This window comes from Pseudoflavonifractor sp. An85 (genome assembly GCF_002161235.1).
Lineage (GTDB): Bacteria > Bacillota > Clostridia > Oscillospirales > Oscillospiraceae > Enterenecus.
In genome coordinates, this window is sequence record NZ_NFHE01000002.1 from 87,081 (window position 1) to 102,874 (window position 15,794).

Genomic DNA, 15,794 nt, shown 5'->3' on the forward strand with positions numbered 1-15,794 from the left:
CATTGCTGCACACACTCTTTGCCCCATAACGGAGGGCACACCGTCCTGCTCTCACAGGCCACTCCCGGGCGAACCAAGCGACACACACCAAGGCGGCTTTCAGCCGGTGACCGCCTCTCTCTGAGATATGCCAGCACGCTATTTTCCCGTTCTTCGCATTTGCACTAAAAACTTTTATATCACAATATAGGTTGAAAAGCAAGAGGGAAAACTTTATAATATGGTCTGCTTCCCTGCGCATACCCCCAACCATCTCTCATATACATGGAGGGAGGAAGCGGAAGCTTTTCGTTTCCAAACAGGAAAGGGGGAGAAACATTTGCGCAGAGGATTGGCCTGTGTGGGGCTGGTATGTGCCGTGCTGCTCACAGGCTGTCACAAGGAGGATGCGGGCGCGCAGCAGCAGGGCGTGCTGCTGCGGGGGCAGTACCAGGCCATGACGGGCTGGCAAGGCACCTTCCAGGTCACCGCCCATCTGGGGCAACAGGTGTATGACTTTGTCCTGGAGGGTAGCTGGACCCAGGATGGGGAAACCGTTTTGACGGTGATGGACCCGGAGTGGATGGCAGGAGTGACCGCCCGGATGACCCAAGAGGAGAGTGTGCTGGAATACGACGGGGCGGGGATGACCCTGGGTACCCTCAACGGGGATGGCCTGAGCCCCATTGCCGCCATACCCACCATGCTGGACGAGGTTTCCCAAGGCTACATAGCCCAGTGCAGCTGGGAGCAGGAGGGAGAGAGAACCTATTTGGAGCTTCTCTGCCGGGACCCGGAGGAAGAGCCGGGGGAGGGCACCGAGTACGTCATGTGGTTTGAACCGGACACCTTCCAGCTGTGTATGGGGCAGGTACAGGTGGCAGGGACCACGGTACTCACCCTCACCAGTGATGATTTTACCATGGAGATGAAGGACAATGAATCAACAGACCATGCGAACCTGGACGGAGATTCGTCTGGACAATCTGGAACATAATTACCATGTGCTGCGTTCCCTGGCCCCCCAGAGCAAGTTTCTGGGTGTGGTGAAGGCCAACGCCTACGGACATGGGGCAGTGGCGGTGGCCACCAAGCTGCAGCAGCTGGGCGCAGACTATTTGGCCGTGGCCTGCCTCAACGAGGCCGTGGAGCTGCGAGGGGCTGGCATCACCATGCCCATCCTCATTTTGGGGGCTACCCCGGAGGAGTTTGCCCCTCAGGTGGTGGAGCACGATCTGACCCAGGCGGTGTTCACCCAGTCCCTGGCTCAGGCTCTGTCCCAGGCCGCCCAGGCCCAGGGAAAGAACGTGAAGATCCACGTCAAGCTGGACACTGGCATGAGCCGTTTGGGCATCTTGGCCCACGACCCCGCCCAGGCCGCCCGAGAGGTGGACGCCCTGTGCGCTCTGCCGGGGCTGGAGGCAGAGGGTATTTTTACCCACTTTGCCAACGCCGACGGGGATGAGGCGTATACCATGGAGCAGTTTACTCGCTTCTTGGACACCCTGAATTTGTTGGAGCACACCTATGGGCGCACCTTCTCTCTGCGCCACTGTGCTGCCAGCGCGGCGGTGCTCAACTTCCCCTGCACCCATCTGGATATGGTGCGCCCGGGCATTGCCCTGTACGGCCACCTGCCCGATCCCTCTTGTCAGGGTATGGACGACGGAGAGCTGCGGCCGGTGATGACCCTGAAAACCCGGGTGGCGGCGGTGCGGGAGCTGCCCGCCCACACCCCGGTGAGCTACGGTTGCACCCAGAAGATGGGGGCGGAAGGCGGCCGGGTGGCGGTGCTGCCCGTGGGCTATGCTGACGGCTTACATCGCGTGCTCTCCGGCCAGGGCCGGGTGCTGGTGGGTGGCCAGGTGCGGCACATTGTGGGCCGGGTGTGCATGGATATGTGTATGGTGGCCCTGGAGCCGGGAGACCACGTGTGTGCGGGAGACGAGGTGGAGCTGTTTGGCGCTCACCTGTCTGTGGAGGATATGGCCCAGATGGCGGGCACCATCCCCTATGAGCTGCTGTGCGCTGTCTCGCCCCGAGTGCCCAGATTGTACCAGGGCGCATAAGATGACACGGGGGGTCGCCCAGTGTGGGCGGCGAGAGAGGGAGCGGGAGAGAGCGGAAGGAATGCGTTCCACTCGGTATAAGATCCGCCCCACCGTGGGAGAATGATAGTACCCGGCCCGCAAGGGGAGACCCGGGCACTATAAATCCGGCGGAGTGTGAAATCCTGTGGACAACAGTGTCAAACGCGGCGACATTTATTACGCCGACCTCAGTCCGGTGGTGGGCAGCGAACAAGGGGGCGTTCGCCCTGTCCTGATCGTGCAAAACGACACCGGAAACAAACACAGCCCCACGGTGATTGCAGCGGCCATCACCTCCCAGACGGGAAAGGCCAAGCTGCCCACCCACATCACCCTGACGGCCCATAGCTATGGTTTGCCCAAGGACTCCATTGTGCTCTTGGAGCAGATCCGGACCCTGGACAAACGGCGGCTACGGGAACATATGGGTCGAGTGGATGAACAAGTGATGAAAAAGGTGGATGGGGCCATTGCCGTGAGCTTCGGCCTGTCCAACCAACAGCTGATCTGATGCTTTGTGGCCTGTTCTCCTGTGGGGACAGGCCACAAATTTTGGGGTTTACAAAAGGTTCACAATGGGTTCCCAAATTGTCTATCATTCGACAGGGCAACTCTGGTATCATAATCCACGTCAGGAAGGAACATCCAGGCAGAGCTGAGATGATCCCCTGTCAGCGACGAACATTCAACCGGGGCTGCTCGGGCAAGAGTCTGGGCCCCCCGGACAAACAACTCCAGAGATACCCTCTCTGTTCTTTGTGGGAAAAGGCGACGGCCTTTTTCCACATTTTTTGTGTCCGAATGTGGAAAACACTTGCCAACCTTCCACTGGCGGGGTAGACTAAGAAAAGATGCCGAATGTCCGGGGACGCCCGGGCCAACCTAGAGAATGGAGAAATACTATGGATTACTTTCACCTGTCGGTAGGACAGGATGTGCTCCACCCCATGAGCAGCTTGGCGCTGGCTCACCTGGGGGACGGAGTGTATGAACTGATGGTGCGCACTTGGCTGTGCCTGAAGGGCAAGGCCACCAACAAGGGGCTGCACAAGGCTGCGGTGACCTACGTCTCCGCCCCTGCCCAGGCCAAGCGGGTCAAGCTGATTCTGCCCATTCTCACCGAGGAGGAGCAGGACGTGTACCGCCGGGCCCGAAACAGCCACACCGCCGCTATCCCTAAAGGGGCCAGCGTGGGCGAGTACCACGCCGCCACAGGGCTGGAGGCCCTGTTCGGCTGGCTGTACTTGCAGGGCCGCCTGGATCGGCTCAATGAACTGTTTGAACGGATGATGTCGGAGGAATGAGCCATGCCCTTAGATGCCATTGTCATGACCGCCATGGCCGGAGAACTGCGGGAGCGCATCACCGGCGGCAAGGTGGATAAAATTTATCAGCCCACCCGGGACGAGGTGGTGCTGCACATGCGAACGGGGAAGGGAAATGTGAAGCTGTTGTTGTCGGCAAACCCCGCCCACCCCAGAGCGCAGCTGACCACGGTGACCCGGGAGAACCCGGAGACGCCCCCCATGTTCTGCATGCTCCTGCGCAAGTACTTTTTGGGCGGGCGTATTTTGGAAATTCGCCAGCCCCCCATGGAGCGGCTGCTGGAGTTCCGCTTTGAGACCCTCAGCGAGTTGGGAGATCGGGTGGAGCGGGCTCTGGTGCTGGAGTGCATCGGGCGCAAGTCCAATCTCATCATGCTGGATGGGGCGGGACGCATTACCGACAGCATGCGCCGAGTGGATGGGGACATCTCCGCCCAGCGGCCGGTGATGCCCGGGCTCTTCTACCAGTACCCCGTGCCCACGGGCAAGCTGGATGTCACCGCCATGGCAGAGGAAGAGCTGGAGCAGCTGGTGGTCAGCCAAGCCCCTCAGGGGGAGGGGCAGGACAAGTGGCTGCTGGACACCTTTAGTGGCATTTCTCCCCTGGTGGCCCGGGAACTGGCCTTCCGCAGCGATGGTACCGCCCAGGGCCTGGCCCGGGAAGTGCTGCGGCTGCGCGCCATCATTCTGGAGGGCAAGTATGAGCCGGTGGTGCTGAAAAGAGAGGGCAAGGAGATGGATTTCTCCTTCCTACCCATTCTGCAATACGGCCCCAGTGTGGAACTGACCCGCTGCGAGACCTTCTCTCAACTGCTGGACGACTACTATGCCGCCCGGGAGGCCCAGGAGCGGGTGAAACAGCGGGGGGCGGATTTCATCCGGTCGGTGACCCAGGCCCGCAACCGCACGGCCAAGAAGATCGCCAATCAGGAGGAAGACCTGCGCCGTGCGGGCAACCGGGAGCAGATGCGGGAGTACGGGGACATCATCACCACCAACTTCTATCAGATGCAGCGGGGCCAGTCGGTGCTGGTGGCCCAGAACTACTATGACCCGGAGTGCAAAGAGGTGGAAATCCCTCTGGATCCCCTGCTCACTCCCCAGCAAAACGCCGCCAAGTACTACAAGGACTACAAAAAGGCCCAGAAGGCGGAGGAAATGCTGGCCATCCAGCTGGAGAAAAACCGCACCGAGCTGGAGTACCTGGACAGCGTGCTGCAAATGATTACCCTGTCCGAGGGAGACCGGGACTTGCAGGAGATCCGCCAGGAGCTCATGGACAACGGATACCTGCGGCAGCACAAGCGGAAGATGACGGGGAAGGGCAAGGTGAAGATCGTCCACGCCAAGCCCATGGAGTTTCGCTCCACCGCCGGCCTCACCATTCTGGTGGGTAAGAACAACAGCCAGAATGACCGCCTGACCTTGAAGGACTCGGACAAGCGGGACCTGTGGTTCCACGTGCAAAAGCTCCACGGCTCCCACGTGATTTTGAAGACCGGAGGGGTCCAGCCCGACGACCAGTCGGTGACCGAGGCGGCCACCCTGGCCGCCTGGTTCTCCCAGGCCAAGGACTCCGCCCAGGTGCCGGTGGATGTGACCCCGGTGAAGGCCATCAAAAAGCCCACAGGGGCCAAGCCGGGCTTTGTCATCTACAACACCTATAACACCGTGTATGTCACGCCGGAGGAAGATCTGGTGAAGAAACTGCGGGTGAAATGAAAAAAGCTTCCCCAATCGGGGAAGCTTTTTTATAAACCGGTTAGCCCTTCAGCTTCTGGATGCCCAGCTCCATGCGGCGCAGGGTCTCCTCCTTGCCCAGAATGAAGCACAGCTCCACGGCGCCGCCGGGGGTGACGGTCTTACCGGCGATGGAGATGCGCAGGGGCCACATGAGGGTGGCGTTTTTCACACCCAGCTCCTGGGCCAGATTCACCAGGGGGTCATGGATGCTCTCCTGGGTCCAGCTCTCCAGAGCGGACAGGACGGGCATGGTCTTTTCCAGCATGTCCAGGGACACCTCAGAGTTGGTCTTGGACTTCTTGTTGGTGAACAGCTCCACGCCGTACTCGGGCAGGGTGTCGAAGAAGTCCACCTTTTCGGGGATGTCGGTGAGGCGCTCGCACCGGGCCTGGAGCAGGGTGGCGATGACGTCGGCATCATAGGCCTCATTGGTGACGGCCTGACGAATATAAGGACGGGCCACCTCGGCAAAGGCCTCGGGGGTCATGGAGCGCAGATAGGTGGCGTTGAAGTAGTTGAGCTTCTCCATGTCAAAGGCAGAAGGTGACTTGGAGATGCCGGAGATCTCGAAAGCCTTTACCAGCTCGTCCAGGGTGAAGAACTCCTGCTCGCTGAGCTCGCCGTGGGGGGCCCAGCCCAGCAGAGAGACGTAGTTGACCACCGCCTGGGACAGGTAGCCCATCTGGATGAGGTCCTCATAGGAGGGGTCGCCCTTGCGCTTGGACATCTTGCGCACCGCTCCGGTCTCGGGATCGGTGATCATGACGGAGGAGCAGTGGACGTAGGTGGGAATCTCCCAGCCAAAGGCCTCGTACAGCAGGTTGTACTTGGGGGCAGAGGAGAGGTACTCCGCGCCACGCACCACGTGGGTGATGCCCATGAGGTGGTCGTCCACTACGTTGGCAAAGTTGTAGGTGGGCAGGCCGTCCCGCTTCAGCAGTACCTGGTCGTCCAGGGTGTTGTTGTCCACGGTGATGGCGCCGTACACGGCGTCCATAAAGGTGGTCTGGCCCTCGTGGGGGATGCGCTGGCGGATGACGTAGGGGTCACCGTTGGCCAGACGAGCGGCCACTTCCTCGGCGGAGAGGTTGCGGCAGGGGTCCTCTTCCTTCTGGAAATTGCCCTCTTCCTCCTCGCTCTCCTCGTGCTTGTCGCAGAAACAGTAGTAGGCGTGGCCACGCTCCACCAGCAGCTTGGCGTACTCGGCGTAGAAGGAGCGGCGCTCGGTCTGAATGTAGGGGCCTACGGGGCCGCCCACATCGGGGCCTTCGTCCCAAGTCAGACCGCAGGAGCGCATGGTGTTGTAGATGATCTCGGTGGCATCCTCCACCAAACGGCCCTGGTCGGTGTCCTCAATGCGGAGAATGAACTTGCCGCCGGCGTGGCGGGCGATGAGATAGGTGTACAGAGCGGTGCGGAGATTGCCCACGTGCATGTAGCCGGTGGGAGAGGGGGCAAAGCGGGTGCGCACCCCGTCGTGGGGGATGCGGGCTTCCATATCGTCAAACCATTGCTGATTCAAAGCCATGACAATCAAAACCTCCAGTATACAGTGTGGCTCTCATTATATCCCGCAGGGGCGGAATTTGCAAGGGGGAGGACAAATTGCACAAGGGAAAGGGGAGAAATCAGGGAAAAATAGATACCATCATCCTGGGCGGTTTGCCTTGACGGGAAGATACTTTTGTGGTACAATCCCAAATTGTGCTGATATGCCAAAAAGGAGGTCTGCTTGGATGCTGACCAAACTGGAGCAAGCCGGCAAGGTTGTGGGCGTCAAGCAGGTCCGTCGGGCCTTGAAAGATGGTCGGGCGACGGGGATTTATCTGGCGCAGGACGCCGATCCCGCTCTCACCGAACCACTGGCTCAACAGGCTCAGGAGCAAGGGGTGGAGATCCACTGGACCGACTCCATGAAGGCTCTGGGTCACGCCTGCGGCATTGCCGTGGGAGCCGCTGTGGCGGCTACGCTGTAACTTTTTTCGGTTTTAGCGAATAATCTTCGGAGAGTTCGTTAAAATATATATCTGTGAAAGGAGGAAAATCATGCCTACTTTTAACCAACTGGTGCGCAAGGGCCGTGAGAAGACTACCTACAAGTCCAACTCTCCCGCCATGCAGCATGGTCTGAACACCCTGAAGAACAAGGAGACTGACCTGCCCTCCCCTCAGAAGCGCGGCGTCTGCACTGCCGTTCGTACTTCTACTCCTAAGAAGCCGAACTCCGCTCTGCGTAAGATCGCTCGTGTGCGTCTGACCAACGGCTACGAGGTCACCGCCTACATTCCCGGTGTTGGCCACAACCTGCAGGAGCACTCCGTGGTGCTGATCCGCGGCGGCCGTGTGAAGGACCTTCCCGGTGTGCGTTACCACATCATCCGTGGCACTCTGGATACCCAGGGCGTCAATGGCCGTATGCAGGGCCGTTCCAAGTACGGTGCCAAGCGTCCCAAGGCCGGCAAGGGCGGCGCTAAGAAGTAATTCTTAGACCCACCTGTGCATCTGAATTGCTGACTGCGCTGACAGCGCAAGGCAAACTGCGCCTTGCCGAGCGTTTATTCCATATATATGGGTAGACCTCGGACAGGCATGACACAAGCCCCGGCAACCGGGGCCTGAGTACCTATGAATTCTATTTTATTAAGAAGGAGGGAAGCAAAGTGCCCAGAAGAGGAAACGTACCCAAGCGGGAGGTTCTGCCCGATCCGCTGTATAATTCCGTCTTAGTCACTAAGCTCGTTAACAGCATCATGCTGGACGGCAAGAAGGGTGTTGCCCAGAAGGTCGTCTACGGTGCCTTTGACATCATTCAAGAGAAGACCGGCCAGGAGCCCCTGGAGGTTTTCAACGCTGCCATCGAGAACATCATGCCTTCTCTGGAGACCAAGTCCCGTCGTGTTGGCGGTTCTACCTACCAGGTGCCCATGGAAGTGCGTCCCGAGCGTCGTCAGACCCTGGGTCTGCGCTGGCTGACCACTTACTCCCGCAACCGCGGTGAGAAGACCATGAAGGAGCGTCTGGCTGGCGAGATCATGGACGCTGCCAACAACACCGGCTCCGCCGTGAAGAAGCGTGAGGACACTCACAAGATGGCCGAGGCCAACAAGGCCTTCGCTCACTACCGCTGGTAATCCGGGAGGAACAGAGTATGGCTACTAGAAAGACTTCTCTGCAGAATACCCGTAACATCGGCATCATGGCCCACATCGATGCCGGTAAGACCACCACCACCGAGCGTATCCTGTACTACACCGGCGTCAACTACAAGATCGGTGAGACCCATGAGGGCACTGCCACCATGGACTGGATGGCTCAGGAGCAGGAGCGTGGTATTACCATCACCTCCGCTGCTACCACCTGTTTCTGGAGTGGTTCTGCTCAGCAGTTCCCCCAGACTCGTATCAACATCATCGACACTCCGGGCCACGTGGACTTCACCGTGGAGGTGGAGCGCTCCCTGCGCGTGCTGGACGGCTCTGTGACCGTCATGTGCGCCAAGGGCGGCGTGGAGCCCCAGTCTGAGACTGTGTGGCGCCAGGCTGACCACTATCGCGTGCCCCGCATGATTTACGTCAACAAGATGGATATCATGGGTGCCGACTTCTACAACGTGCTGAACATGATCTATGATCGTCTGAAGTGCAACGCTGTACCCATTCAGCTGCCCATCGGCGCCGAGGATACCTTCAAGGGTATCATCGACCTGGTGGAGATGAAGGCCGACGTGTACTACGATGATCTGGGCAAGGACATGCGCGTGGAGGAGATTCCTGCTGACATGATGGAGCTGGCCCAGGAGTACCGGACCAAGCTGGTGGATGCCTGCGCTGATATCGACGACGAGATCATGATGCTGGCTCTGGAGGAGCAGGAGATTCCCACCGATATGCTCCGCAAGGCTCTGCGCAAGGGTACCATCGACAACGTCCTGGTTCCCGTGGTGTGCGGTACTTCCTACCGCAACAAGGGCGTGCAGAAGCTGCTGGACGCCATCGTGGATTTCATGCCCTCCCCTCTGGACATTCCCGCCATCAAGGGCATTGATCCTGACACCGAGGAAGAGGACGAGCGTCCCGCTGACGACAACGCCCCCTTCTCCGCTCTGGCCTTCAAGATCATGACTGACCCCTATGTGGGCCGTCTGTCCTTCATCCGTGTGTACTCCGGTAAGCTCACCACCGGTTCCACCGTGCTCAACTCCACCAAGAAGCAGAAGGAGCGCATTGGCCGTATCCTCCAGATGCACGCCAATCACCGTGAGGACATCGAAGAGGTGTTCTCCGGCGATATCGCCGCTGTGGTGGGTCTGAAGAACTCCACCACTGGTGATACCCTGTGTGTGGAGGATCACCCCATCATCCTGGAGTCCATGGAATTCCCCGAGCCCGTCATCCGCGTGGCCATCGAGCCCAAGACCAAGGCTGGTCAGGAGAAGATGGGTATCGCTCTGGCCAAGCTGGCTGAGGAGGATCCCACCTTCAAGACCTACACCGACGAGGAGACTGGCCAGACCATCATCGCCGGCATGGGCGAGCTCCACCTGGAGATTATCGTGGACCGTCTGCTGCGTGAGTACAAGGTGGAGGCCAACGTGGGCGCTCCCCAGGTTGCTTACAAGGAGACCATTAAGAAGGCTACCGAGCAGGATACCAAGTATGCCCGTCAGTCCGGCGGTAAGGGCCAGTACGGCCACGTCCGCATCACTGTGGAGCCCAACGAGCCTGGCAAGGGCTATGAGTTCCTCAATGAGATCACCGGCGGTGTCATTCCCAAGGAGTATATCCCCGCAGTTGACGCTGGTATCCAGGGTGCCATGCAGGCCGGTGTTCTGGCTGGCTACCCCGTGGTGGATGTGAAGGTCCACCTGACCTTCGGTTCTTATCACGAAGTGGACTCTTCCGAGATGGCCTTTAAGATTGCCGGTTCCATGGCCTTTAAGGAGGCCTGCCGCAAGGCTGGCGCCTGCCTGCTGGAGCCCATCATGAAGGTTTCTGTCATCGTCCCCGAGGACTACATGGGCGACGTCATTGGCGACCTGAACAGCCGCCGTGGCCAGATTCTGGGCATGGAAGCTCGTCCCGGTGCCCAGCAGATCGACGCTCTGGTGCCTCTCTCCGAGATGTTCGGTTACGCCACCGACCTGCGTTCTCGCACCCAGGGCCGTGGCCAGTACTCCATGGAGCCTCACAGCTATCTGGAGATCCCCAAGAACATCGCTGAGAAGATCATTGCCCAGCGTGGTCGTAAGGACGACTAAAAATCTTAGTTGCTGGGAAAAAATCAGTTGATTTTTTCCCAGCGATAGGATAAAATAGGCCCATAATGGGTCTGGATGAATGTATCCAATTTTATTGAAGAATAAGGAGGCTACTCACAATGGCTAAGCAAAAGTTTGAGCGTAATAAGCCCCACGTCAACATCGGCACCATCGGCCACGTTGACCACGGCAAGACCACCCTGACCGCTGCCATCACCAAGTACCTGGCTCTGAAGGGTCAGGCTCAGTACGAGGACTATTCCAGCATCGATAAGGCTCCCGAGGAGCGCGAGCGTGGTATTACCATCAACACCGCTCACGTGGAGTACGAGACCGACGCTCGTCACTATGCCCACGTTGACTGCCCGGGACACGCCGACTATATCAAGAACATGATCACCGGCGCTGCTCAGATGGACGGCGCTATCCTGGTTATCGCTGCTACCGACGGCCCCATGGCTCAGACTCGTGAGCACATCCTGCTGGCCCGTCAGGTGGGCGTGCCCGCCATGGTCGTGTTCCTGAACAAGTGCGATCAGGTTGACGATGAGGAGCTGCTGGAGCTGGTGGAGATGGAGGTCCGCGAGACCCTGTCCGAGTACGAGTTCCCCGGCGACGACATCCCCGTCATCAAGGGTTCCGCTCTGAACGCTCTGACCTGCGAGTCCGGCGACATCAACGATCCCGACTTCGCTTGCATCAAGGAGCTGATGGACGCTGTTGACAGCTACATCCCCACTCCCGACCGTAAGGCTGACCTGCCCTTCCTGATGCCCGTTGAGGACGTGTTCACCATCACCGGCCGTGGCACCGTTGCTACCGGTCGTGTGGAGCGCGGCCAGGTCAAGATGGGCGACAAGGTGGAGATTGTTGGTCTGTCCGAGGAGAAGAAGGACACCACCATCACCGGCATCGAGATGTTCCGCAAGCTGCTGGACTACGCTGAGGCTGGCGACAACATCGGCGCTCTGCTGCGTGGTATCGACAAGAAGGAGGTCGAGCGTGGCCAGGTTCTGTGTGCTCCCGGCTCCATTCACCCCCACACCAAGTTCGTTGGCCAGGTGTACGTCCTGTCCAAGGAGGAAGGCGGCCGTCACACCCCCTTCTTCAACAACTATCGTCCTCAGTTCTACTTCCGTACCACCGACGTGACCGGCGTCATCACTCTGCCCGAGGGCACTGAGATGTGCATGCCCGGCGATAACGTCGACATGAACGTTGAGCTGATCACCCCCATCGCCATCGAGAAGGGCCTGCGCTTCGCTATCCGTGAGGGCGGCCGCACCGTTGGCTCCGGCGTTGTTATCGACGTCATCAACGACTAATTTATAGTCACCTTTCAAGAGCGGCCTTTGGGCCGCTCTTGTTTTTTGCCAACGGTGCGGCCGCCCGAAATCAAGGCGGCTTGTGCCGCCTTGGCACAGGCGGAATTCATTTTCGCCGAGCATTGAAATTATGGGGTCCCCGCAAAATGGGACATTTTGTGGGGCTGGCCGCACCGTTGGTGTGGCGTTGTTATCGACGTCATCAACGACTAATTTATAGTTGTTTTACAAGAGCGACCTTCGGGTCGCTCTTGTTTTTTATGTCCCATGGAAAGGCAGAGCCTTTCCATGGGAGGTTGCAGCCCGCTGCATGCATCCTTGGGTCAAAGGGCGACCCAAGGCCACACTGGCGGGCTGAGAAGAGTTATTTTCCCGGCACATGTCCGTGAAAATAACGGATTCAAATTCTTTTCCCACCTACGATGGGAAAACTCTGCCGAGGGCTTTCAACGGAAGTGGAGGGATTGTTGTCCTCCCGTCAGGCAGGAAACTTTTGAGCCTTGCCCATGATAGCACAACTATGATACAATGACACCATTCCAGATAAAGAAATGAGGGATACACATGCCGTGGAACAATCCCATGGAGTTGCTCAGCAATCTGGGTGATTTTGTCCTAGAGAAAGCGCTGATTATTGTACCTGTGGTGGTCATCAGCCTGATTGCCATCAAAATTATCATGAAACTGGTGGATCGAATGTTGGGCCGACTGCCCATGGAGGCCACCATCAAGAGCCTGATTCGCACTTCTATCAAGATTTTGCTGCTGGCGGTTGCAGCCATCGTACTCATGAGCTGCCTGGAGATTCCTGTCACCTCCTTTGTAGCCCTGCTCTCTGTGGCAGGCTTGGCACTCTCCCTGTCCATTCAGAACTTCCTGACCAATGTCTTTGCTGGGCTGCAACTGCTGGCCTCCAAACCATTCAAGGTGGGGGATTATGTGGACGCAGGAAACTGCTCCGGCACGGTGTACGAGATTGGTTTATTTTATACCAAGCTCACCAGTGTGGATAACAAGCTCATTCAGCTGCCCAACAACACCATTGTGGGCTCCAATGTGGTCAACTACTCCAGTCAGACCCACCGTCGGGTGGAAATCAAGGTGACCGCATCCTATGATGCACCCACCCAGCTGGTCAAGGAGGTGCTGAGCAAAGTGGTGGAGGACAATCCCATGGTGGACCGGGAGAAGCCCATCATGGTGCGGGTCAACAGCTACCAGGACAGCGCCATTGAGTACATCATTCGGGTGTGGTGTGCCAACGATGACTACTGGACGGTATACTATGACTTGATCGAGGCCATCAAGCCTGCCTTTGATGCCAACCACATCGAAATGACCTATCCGCACCTCAACGTGCACATGATGAAAAATTAAAGCAAAGTGGGTCTGTGGTATACCACAGGCCCACTTTTTTTACAGGTTGGCAGAGGCGGCGGGAGAGGGGACGGTGGAAGGGGAAGACGATGCAGCGGGGAAATCCAAGGTAGAGACGAAACTGCCGTCAGCGGCCTGAATGTGTCCGCCAATCAAGGTCCCGTCACACACCAACAGCACCGCCTGGACATCAGAACGCCCGGTGGGGTGATTGGTGACGGAATAGAGATACCGCTGTACATGTTTTCCACAGTACTCTTCCAGGGCGAAACCCTGCTGGCGCAGGAGCGTGAGGTAGGATTGATAGCTTTCATCCAGAGTTTTGGGTATGAGCAGTTCCTGGGCTGTGGGCTCCCCATCTCCCACTGTCCACCCCAGCTGCTGGAGGTAGGAGATTCGATTTGCATTTTCATCCATTTCATGGATGGTGGAGGAGGCGGGGACCGCCCCCTGGTTCAGACTGAGAACCAGAGCCACCACCAAAACCAGGCTACAGCATAGCGCTGAGATGCCCCCGGCCATCAGGCGGCGCCGGGGAATGCGGGCAGTGACAATGAGCATAGACATCCCTCCGATAGTCATGGACTGATACAAGGAATAGATATGTATTTTCCAGGGAAACTATGATACAATTTCAAAAAGACATATATCTTGAAAAGAGGAGTACAGCTATGGAGCGATTGGACAAGCGGCTGGCTGCCACAGGGCTGTGGAGCCGAAAGGAGGCAAAGGAGCTCATTCGGGGGGGCCGTGTGCAGGTGTGTGGCCAGGTTTGCCGCAGCTGTGAGGAAAAAGTGGAGGCAGATGCCCCAGTGACGGTGGATGGAGTGGCCATCGGGGCCCATGCGCCGGTGTACCTGATGTTGCACAAACCGGCGGGTGTGGTGTCTGCCACCGAAGATGGTCGGGACAAAACGGTACTGGATCTGCTGCCAGAGCCCTACCCGTCCCTGGGCCTGTTTCCCGTGGGACGTCTGGACAAGGACACAGAGGGACTGTTGCTTCTGACCAACGATGGACCTTTGGCCCATCGGCTGCTCTCACCTCGCCACCACGTGGACAAGATCTACTATGTCCAGGTGGATGGAACGCTGGATGAAGGAGACGTGGAAGCGGTGTCCAAGGGCATTTGCCTGGGGGATGGATACCAGTGTTTGCCTGGAAAACTGGAACTTCTGAATGATAAAACAACGGCGTATATCACCATCCGCGAGGGAAAATATCATCAGATTAAAAGAATGATGGCATCCCGTGGGAAACCGGTTACTTATCTAAAACGCATAAAGTTTGGCGGGGTGGAACTGGACCCAGAACTGGAGAAAGGTAGTTGGAGAGCACTAACGCAGGGAGAAATTTCTACCCTTTTCCGTCAATGAGACGAAAGATATGGCAATATAACCAAAAAAATTGAAAAAAACTATTGAAGTCGGCGGGACAAATAGATATAATATCATTTGTGAAAATAAACAAGGCAGTGGGAAGAGACATGCTGCCAGGAAAGGGGTTTGCGCAATGTCCAGTCGTATTTTCCAGAGTATCGTTCTCCAGATGAAGGATTGCTCGGACCGGGCTATTGGCGTCATCGATGAGCAGGGCACAGTCCTGGCATGTAACGAACTGGCCTACATCGGGGAGAAGTGGGGGAACATTCCCGGGCTGCTGGCAACCGAAGGGGAGAACCTGGTGGTCAGCAACGGCTTTACCTTCAAAGCCATGTCTGGCTGGAATGGTCAGTTTGACTATGCAGCCTTTGTGCGGGGTGAGGATGAGCAGGCAGCCACCATGTGCGCCATGGCTACCATCGCTCTCAATGGGGCCAAGACCTATTATGAGGAGAAGCACGACAAGGCTACCTTCGTCAAGAATATCCTGTCCGACAACATCCTGCTGGGCGACATTTATGTCCGGGCCAAGGAGCTGCACTTTGTCTCCGAAGTGCCTCGTGTGGTTCTGCTGGTGCGCCAGTTGGGAGTGCCTGATGTGTCCGCCGTGGATGTGATGACCAATCTGTACCCCGACCGCCAGACCGATTTCGTCCTGTCTCTCAGCGAGACGGATGTGGCCCTGGTCAAGCAGCTCAGCGAGCATAACGACGCCCGGGACGTGTACAAGATCGCCCAGAACATTCAGGAGACCCTGCTGCGGGAGCTGGGCATCAAGACTGTGGTGGGCATGGGTACCATTGTGAATCATGTCCGGGATCTGGCTCGCTCCTACAAGGAGGCTCAGGTGGCCATCGAGGTGGGCAAGGTGTTCGACACCGAGCGCTCCATCATCAACTATGAAAACCTGGGTATTGGCCGTCTGATCTATCAGCTGCCCACCACCTTGTGTGAGATGTTCCTGCAAGAGGTGTTCAAGAAGAACCCCATTGATGCGCTGGATCAGGAGACCCTGTTCACCATTAACAAGTTCTTTGAAAACAACCTCAACGTGTCCGAGACCGCCCGTAAGCTCTTCGTCCACCGCAACACCTTGGTCTACCGTCTGGAGAAGATCAAGAAGCTCACCGGCCTGGACCTGAGAGAGTTTGACGATGCCATCACCTTCAAGGTGGCTTTGATGGTCAAAAAGTATCTGGTCTCCCGGGGCATTGAATCCTAAATATGTTGACAATAAGAAGGGCCTGTTGCAAAATACAGTTTTCAGACTAAAACAAAAATTTTGTGCGCTAAAAAAGTTATCGGGAACCATTAAG

Annotated in this window: 15 protein-coding genes; 13 read left to right on the forward strand and 2 right to left on the reverse strand. The window is 57.6% G+C overall.

Going from position 1 to position 15,794, the window contains the following annotated elements; translation table 11 throughout:
- Nucleotides 1-319 precede the first annotated feature (319 nt).
- The 5 genes from B5G37_RS01815 (at nt 320) to B5G37_RS01835 (ending at nt 5,116) form a co-directional block, all read left to right on the forward strand.
- Nucleotides 320-976 (forward strand): hypothetical protein, encoded by a 657-nt coding sequence (locus B5G37_RS01815; protein ID WP_087253191.1) that lies wholly within the window; start codon nt 320-322, stop codon nt 974-976.
- Entirely contained in the window at nt 918-2,048 is a 1,131-nt protein-coding gene (gene alr / locus B5G37_RS01820) for an alanine racemase (protein WP_087253193.1), read from the forward strand. Before B5G37_RS01815 ends, alr begins: the two co-directional genes overlap by 59 nt.
- Before the next feature lie 166 nt (nt 2,049-2,214).
- On the forward strand, nt 2,215-2,580 hold the full coding sequence (locus B5G37_RS01825) for a type II toxin-antitoxin system PemK/MazF family toxin (protein ID WP_087253195.1): 366 nt from the start codon (nt 2,215-2,217) through the stop codon (nt 2,578-2,580).
- A 391-nt stretch (nt 2,581-2,971) separates the two neighbouring features.
- Nucleotides 2,972-3,373, forward strand: coding sequence for a ribonuclease III domain-containing protein (locus B5G37_RS01830; RefSeq protein ID WP_087253196.1), 402 nt, complete (start codon nt 2,972-2,974; stop codon nt 3,371-3,373).
- 3 nt (nt 3,374-3,376) lie between these two features.
- Nucleotides 3,377-5,116, forward strand: coding sequence for an NFACT RNA binding domain-containing protein (locus tag B5G37_RS01835; RefSeq protein WP_087253199.1), 1,740 nt, complete (start codon nt 3,377-3,379; stop codon nt 5,114-5,116).
- A 40-nt stretch (nt 5,117-5,156) separates the two neighbouring features.
- On the opposite strand, the gene gltX is transcribed toward B5G37_RS01835, so the two are convergent.
- Nucleotides 5,157-6,665, reverse strand: a complete 1,509-nt coding sequence (gene gltX, locus B5G37_RS01840; protein ID WP_087253201.1) for a glutamate--tRNA ligase — start codon at nt 6,663-6,665, stop codon at nt 5,157-5,159.
- A 208-nt stretch (nt 6,666-6,873) separates the two neighbouring features.
- Between gltX and B5G37_RS01845 the strand changes: the two genes are divergently transcribed.
- From B5G37_RS01845 to B5G37_RS01870, 6 genes are all read left to right on the forward strand, one after another.
- Entirely contained in the window at nt 6,874-7,113 is a 240-nt protein-coding gene (locus B5G37_RS01845) for a ribosomal L7Ae/L30e/S12e/Gadd45 family protein (protein WP_087253203.1), read from the forward strand.
- 70 nt (nt 7,114-7,183) lie between these two features.
- Nucleotides 7,184-7,618, forward strand: a complete 435-nt coding sequence (gene rpsL / locus B5G37_RS01850) for a 30S ribosomal protein S12 (protein ID WP_087253205.1) — start codon at nt 7,184-7,186, stop codon at nt 7,616-7,618.
- A gap of 179 nt (nt 7,619-7,797) precedes the next feature.
- Nucleotides 7,798-8,268, forward strand: a complete 471-nt coding sequence (gene rpsG / locus B5G37_RS01855) for a 30S ribosomal protein S7 (RefSeq protein ID WP_087253207.1) — start codon at nt 7,798-7,800, stop codon at nt 8,266-8,268.
- Nucleotides 8,269-8,285: 17 nt separating this feature from the next.
- The gene (gene fusA / locus B5G37_RS01860; RefSeq protein WP_087253209.1) at nt 8,286-10,394 is read left to right on the forward strand and encodes an elongation factor G; all 2,109 of its coding nucleotides are present in this window, start codon (nt 8,286-8,288) and stop codon (nt 10,392-10,394) included.
- A gap of 119 nt (nt 10,395-10,513) precedes the next feature.
- On the forward strand, nt 10,514-11,719 hold the full coding sequence (gene tuf, locus B5G37_RS01865; protein ID WP_087253210.1) for an elongation factor Tu: 1,206 nt from the start codon (nt 10,514-10,516) through the stop codon (nt 11,717-11,719).
- Nucleotides 11,720-12,283: 564 nt separating this feature from the next.
- On the forward strand, nt 12,284-13,096 hold the full coding sequence (locus B5G37_RS01870; protein ID WP_087253212.1) for a mechanosensitive ion channel domain-containing protein: 813 nt from the start codon (nt 12,284-12,286) through the stop codon (nt 13,094-13,096).
- A 39-nt stretch (nt 13,097-13,135) separates the two neighbouring features.
- Here B5G37_RS01870 and B5G37_RS01875 read toward each other — a convergent pair whose 3' ends face one another.
- Complete coding sequence (locus B5G37_RS01875; protein WP_158099324.1) at nt 13,136-13,657, reverse strand: DUF4830 domain-containing protein; 522 nt, start codon at nt 13,655-13,657, stop codon at nt 13,136-13,138.
- 110 nt (nt 13,658-13,767) lie between these two features.
- Here B5G37_RS01875 and B5G37_RS01880 point away from each other — a divergent pair, with 110 nt between their 5' ends.
- Both B5G37_RS01880 and B5G37_RS01885 read left to right on the forward strand, forming a co-directional pair.
- Complete coding sequence (locus tag B5G37_RS01880; RefSeq protein ID WP_087253215.1) at nt 13,768-14,472, forward strand: pseudouridine synthase; 705 nt, start codon at nt 13,768-13,770, stop codon at nt 14,470-14,472.
- A gap of 136 nt (nt 14,473-14,608) precedes the next feature.
- Nucleotides 14,609-15,700, forward strand: a complete 1,092-nt coding sequence (locus B5G37_RS01885) for a helix-turn-helix domain-containing protein (protein WP_087253217.1) — start codon at nt 14,609-14,611, stop codon at nt 15,698-15,700.
- Nucleotides 15,701-15,794 lie beyond the last annotated feature (94 nt).

Bases quoted from the DNA above. Each gene is read 5' to 3' on its own strand.
- B5G37_RS01885 (WP_087253217.1), top strand. From the start codon at position 14,609: ATGTCCAGTCGTATTTTCCAGAGTATCGTTCTCCAGATGAAGGATTGC.
- B5G37_RS01845 (WP_087253203.1), top strand. From the start codon at position 6,874: ATGCTGACCAAACTGGAGCAAGCCGGCAAGGTTGTGGGCGTCAAGCAG.
- alr (WP_087253193.1), top strand. From the start codon at position 918: ATGAATCAACAGACCATGCGAACCTGGACGGAGATTCGTCTGGACAAT.
- B5G37_RS01875 (WP_158099324.1), bottom strand. From the start codon at position 13,657: ATGCTCATTGTCACTGCCCGCATTCCCCGGCGCCGCCTGATGGCCGGG.
- gltX (WP_087253201.1), bottom strand. From the start codon at position 6,665: ATGGCTTTGAATCAGCAATGGTTTGACGATATGGAAGCCCGCATCCCC.
- rpsL (WP_087253205.1), top strand. From the start codon at position 7,184: ATGCCTACTTTTAACCAACTGGTGCGCAAGGGCCGTGAGAAGACTACC.
- B5G37_RS01835 (WP_087253199.1), top strand. From the start codon at position 3,377: ATGCCCTTAGATGCCATTGTCATGACCGCCATGGCCGGAGAACTGCGG.
- B5G37_RS01870 (WP_087253212.1), top strand. From the start codon at position 12,284: ATGCCGTGGAACAATCCCATGGAGTTGCTCAGCAATCTGGGTGATTTT.
- fusA (WP_087253209.1), top strand. From the start codon at position 8,286: ATGGCTACTAGAAAGACTTCTCTGCAGAATACCCGTAACATCGGCATC.
- B5G37_RS01830 (WP_087253196.1), top strand. From the start codon at position 2,972: ATGGATTACTTTCACCTGTCGGTAGGACAGGATGTGCTCCACCCCATG.
- tuf (WP_087253210.1), top strand. From the start codon at position 10,514: ATGGCTAAGCAAAAGTTTGAGCGTAATAAGCCCCACGTCAACATCGGC.
- B5G37_RS01880 (WP_087253215.1), top strand. From the start codon at position 13,768: ATGGAGCGATTGGACAAGCGGCTGGCTGCCACAGGGCTGTGGAGCCGA.